The sequence below is a fragment of the Falsiroseomonas oryziterrae genome (assembly GCF_021864505.1).
In the GTDB taxonomy this organism is placed as follows: domain Bacteria; phylum Pseudomonadota; class Alphaproteobacteria; order Acetobacterales; family Acetobacteraceae; genus Falsiroseomonas; species Falsiroseomonas oryziterrae.
Genome location: NZ_JAKJIB010000351.1, coordinates 1 through 4,078, shown reverse-complemented (window position 1 = coordinate 4,078; position 4,078 = coordinate 1). Strand labels below are relative to the sequence as shown.

Sequence of the window (4,078 nt, the reverse complement as noted above, 5' to 3'; positions counted from 1 at the left end):
GGCGGCGCGACTGCTTGCACGATCGGGCCGGGCGCTGGCACCGGCCCCACCCGCGCCGCCGCTCGGCTGGCTGCCGCCGGCGGCGGTCGGCGCCTTCGCCGCCGCGCTCGGCATCGGCGCGGGGACGCTCAGCGGACCTGTGCTCGCACTGCTCTCCGTACCGCTGCCAGCCGCGATCGGCGCGGGCTCGGCCTTCAACCTCGCCGTCGCGCTGCCGGCTGCCGCTCTCGCGGGCCTTTCGGGCGAGGTGGTGCCCCTCGCCCTGCTGCTGCTCGTCACCCCCGCCTTCCTGGTGGCGCCGGCGGCAGCGCGCCTTTCGAGGCGCCTCGACCCTCTGCTGCTGCGGCGGATCTTCGGCCTCGTGCTGCTGTCCATCGCGGCGCGCATGGCCTGGCGCGCCGTGGCCTGAGGGATGGAGGACACCACCCTCGCCGCGCGGCTTGCGGGCACGCGCGTGATCCTCTGCTACGGGCTGTTCGGCGAACTGATGGCGGGGCTGCGTCCCCTCGGCCTCGACTACATGCAGCGCCAGCGCGCCTGGCTCGCGGCGATCGGCGTGCACGTCGCCGTCGCACGGCTGCCGACCGCCGCCGCCGTTGCCGCCAACGCCGCAAAGCTCGGCGAGATGGTGCTTGGCGACAACGCGCCGGCGATCCTCGTCGGCCACAGCAAGGGCGGCGTGGAGGCGCTCTCCGCGCTGCTGCTGCCCGGCGTGGCGGCGCAGTGCCGCGGCTTCCTCGCGCTGCAATCCCCCTTCCACGGCTCGCCGGTCGCCGATGCCGCGCTCGGCATCGCGCCGCTGCGCGGCCTTGCGGATCACGTGCTGCGCCTCGCGCGGATCGGCGACGCCGACGGTCTGCGCGACCTCACCTGCGCCACCCGCGGCCCCTGGATGGAGGCGAGCGGCGCCGCGATCCGGGCCCTAACCGCGCGCCTGCCGGTGACAAGCCTGGCCACTGCGATCGAGCATGGCCGCGACATCCGCGAACACGCCTACCTGCCGCTCGCACGCTGGATGGAGCGCGAAGGCGCCGGGCCGAGCGACGGCTTGGTGCCTGTCTCCTCCACCCTGCTGCCCGGCGCGCGGCATGCGGTGCTGCCCGGCGGTCACCGCGCGCTGGTCGCCGGCGGCACCGGACGCGATCCGATCGGGCTGCTGCGGCGGGAGATCGCCGCGCTGCTCGACCGCGGCTGAGATGCGCTACTCCGTCCCGGCCGCGCCGAACCACCGGCGGCGGAGCTGCACCAGGACTCCCGGCGGACGGCGCTTCGGCTCGCCGCGCCCGGTCAGGCGCCGCAGATCGCGATACTGCGCGTTGCTGAACAGCTGGTCCTTCGCCGCATGATGCCGCCGGTCGTTCAGCCCCGGCGCCTCCGCCAGGATCTCGGCATGGCGCGCAAGAAGCCTGGCGAAGACCTCCTCGGCGCCGTCGCGCGCCGCGCCGCCGGCACGGCGGAACAGCCGTACCTCTGCCCGCAGCGCCGCGAGCCGCTTGGCCACCGCCTCGTGCCGGTCGCGCTGGCCCTTGGGATCCAGGAAGTTCAGCACCGTCGTCGCGATCGTCAGCAGCAGCGCCAGCACGCCGGTGATGGCAGTGCGCTCCGCCCCGCCGAGCCCGGTCAGCGTGCCCACCACCTCGAGCGCGCTGCCGGTCGTCAGCGCGCCGAGCAGCGCGGCCGACAGCCCCCAGAACTTGTAGCGCTGGAACGCCCAGTAGCCGGCGTCGAAATGCGCCCGCTCGGCCATCAGGCACTGGTATTCGAGCTCGGCCGCCTCGCGCTCGAGCGGCGCGAGGCGGTCGGGGGCGGCACCGACATCCATACGGGGAGGCTATCCCCGCCGGATGCGGCGCCGCCAGCGGAATGATCAGTCCTTCGCGACCTCGACCATCACCAGCTCCGCATCCTCGGTCGCGGTGATGGCGATCTCGCGCTCGTCCACGATGCCCGCGCCGTCGCGCTCGGCCAGCGCGACGCCGTTGACCGTCACCTTGCCCTTCGCCGGGACCAGATAGGCGGCGCGGCCTTCGTCGAGCGCCTGCACCAGCGTCTGCCCGGCCTTGAGCGTCGCCGCCATCACCGCGCCGTCCACGTTCAGCGGCAGCGCGCCGTTGCCCGCGTCCGCCGGCCGGCCCGAGGCCAGCACCTCGAACCCCGCTTCGCGCGCCGCCTTGGGGAAGGTCTTGGCGCCCCAGTTCGGCTTGGCGCCGCGGCGGTCGGGCACGATCCAGATCTGGAAGATCTTCGTCGTGGTGGGCTCGAGATTGTACTCGGCATGCACCACGCCAGTGCCGGCCGACATGATCTGCACGTCGCCGGCCTCGGTGCGGCCCTCGTTGCCCATGCTGTCCTTGTGGGTGATCGCACCCTCGCGGACATAGGTGATGATCTCCATGTCGCGGTGCGGATGGGCGTCGAAGCCGGTGCCCGGCGCGATCTCGTCGTCGTTCCACACCCGCAGCCGGCCCCAGTTCATGCGGGCGGGGTCGTGGTAGCTCGCGAAGGAGAAGTGGTGGCGCGCCTTGAGCCAGCCATGGTCGGCGCCGCCGAGGCTGCCGAAGGGTCGGATGTCGATCATCGGAGGATCTCCCGTCGGCCCGCATGCCGGGCCTGCTGTTCGGGCGACGAGATAGGGACGCCCCAGCCGCCGCGCAGCGCCCCCGCGCGGATCGCCGCTATTCACAAGGCGAATAACTCGATTCGACCTCAGGATCGGCGCTGGCGGATGGCGCAGCCATCCGAGGCCGCGAACGCGGCCCGCGCCCAGACCTACCTCCCGACGAGGCGCAACAGTGCGTGGCGCGCAAGCGAAGCCGCCGGAGGCGGCGCCGGCGCCTGAGGCACACGAAGAAGGTCCTGATGTGCCGCCTTCAGCGGCACATCAGGACCGGGAGATCCGCGTTCTCCAGCACGTGCCGCGTCACGCCGCCCAGGATCAGCTGGCGGAGCCGCGAATGGCTGTAGGCGCCCTGGCACATCAGGTCGGCGCCGAAATCCCGCGCGGCGCCCAGCAGCCCCGCGCCCACCTCGCGCGTCTGCGGCTTGAAGGGCGCGGCCTCGGCCTCGATCCCGTGCCAGCGGAGATAGGCGCGGATGCCCTCCGCACCCGGACCGCGGCGCTGATAGTCGTCGGAATAGAGGATGCGCACCGCCTGCGCGCGGTGCAGCCAGGGCAGCGCCGCGGCGACGGCCGCCGCGCTCTCCGCGCTGCCGTTCCAGGCCACGCAGACCCGCGTGCCGATGGTCTTCGGCGCCTCGCGCGGGGAGATCAGCACCGGCCGCCCCGAATCGAACAGCACCGCATGCAGTGCGTCGGAGCTGGAGACATCCTCGTCCGCCTCCGGGTGCGGGACGATCGCCATGTCGTAGAGGCGCGACTGCTGCGCCACCACGTCCTCCTCGCGGCCCGCGATCGCCTCGAAGCTGATCGTGACGCCAGGCGTCTTGAGCGCCGTGTTGGGGTCGGAGGCGAGCGTCAGGTCGCCATGCGTCGCGGCAAAGCGGTCGAACAGCGCGCGCACGCGGCCGGCGCGTTCCCCGCTCTCCCGCTCGGTCGCGGCCATCATCTCCTCGATCATCGCGCCCGACAGGCCCTCGCCCGCCAGCGGCGCGACGTCCCGCGCATCCACCCGCACATGCAGGCAGTGCAGATGCGCGCTCCAGATCCGCGCCACGTCGAGCGCGGTGTTCAGCGCCGCCTCGCCGGCGGAGGTGCCGGTGAGTGGCAGCAGCAGGCGGCGATAGGCCATCGCACAGCCTCCTCGTTCCGAAGCCCCTGGCCGGCGGTTCCCGTCCGCGTCGCACATGCGCCGGACGACCGCCCGGCCTTCCAGTAGAGAGGTTTATGCGCCCGAAACACCGTTCAAGGCCAGCAGGCTGCGCGCCGCCGGCCGGGGGTCGCCGGCGGCATCGAGCCGCGCCCAGCCGGCAAGCGGCCCCGGATCCACCGCGGCCGCGCGTCGCATCACCTCGACGCCCGCGTCGGACGCATCACCTCGTCGCGACTCGACGCGCGCGCGCAGCACCTCGACCGGCCGCTCCAGCCTCTAGCCCGTGGAGGGCCAGATCCGAAGAGCAT

The 4,078-nt window shown here is 73.4% G+C and carries 6 protein-coding genes; 2 read left to right on the top strand and 4 right to left on the bottom strand.

Annotation, left to right across the window (positions count from 1 at the left end; all coding sequences use genetic code 11):
* A partial coding sequence (locus tag L2I40_RS19905; protein WP_237216922.1) for a TSUP family transporter occupies positions 1-409 on the top strand: 409 nt, incomplete at its 5' end.
* A gap of 3 nt (positions 410-412) precedes the next feature.
* Positions 413-1,195 (top strand): hypothetical protein, encoded by a 783-nt coding sequence (locus tag L2I40_RS19900; protein ID WP_237216921.1) that lies wholly within the window; start codon positions 413-415, stop codon positions 1,193-1,195.
* A gap of 6 nt (positions 1,196-1,201) precedes the next feature.
* On the opposite strand, the gene L2I40_RS19895 is transcribed toward L2I40_RS19900, so the two are convergent.
* The 4 genes from L2I40_RS19895 to L2I40_RS19880 form a co-directional block, all read right to left on the bottom strand.
* Complete coding sequence (locus L2I40_RS19895; protein ID WP_237216920.1) at positions 1,202-1,822, bottom strand: SLATT domain-containing protein; 621 nt, start codon at positions 1,820-1,822, stop codon at positions 1,202-1,204.
* A gap of 45 nt (positions 1,823-1,867) precedes the next feature.
* Positions 1,868-2,578 carry a pirin family protein gene (locus tag L2I40_RS19890; RefSeq protein WP_237216919.1) on the bottom strand — a complete coding sequence of 237 codons (711 nt, stop codon included), beginning with the start codon at positions 2,576-2,578 and terminating at the stop codon, positions 1,868-1,870.
* A 292-nt stretch (positions 2,579-2,870) separates the two neighbouring features.
* The gene (locus L2I40_RS19885; protein ID WP_237216918.1) at positions 2,871-3,749 is read right to left on the bottom strand and encodes a universal stress protein; all 879 of its coding nucleotides are present in this window, start codon (positions 3,747-3,749) and stop codon (positions 2,871-2,873) included.
* 93 nt (positions 3,750-3,842) lie between these two features.
* Positions 3,843-4,025 carry a hypothetical protein gene (locus L2I40_RS19880; RefSeq protein WP_237216917.1) on the bottom strand — a complete coding sequence of 61 codons (183 nt, stop codon included), beginning with the start codon at positions 4,023-4,025 and terminating at the stop codon, positions 3,843-3,845.
* Positions 4,026-4,078: the final 53 nt, after the last annotated feature.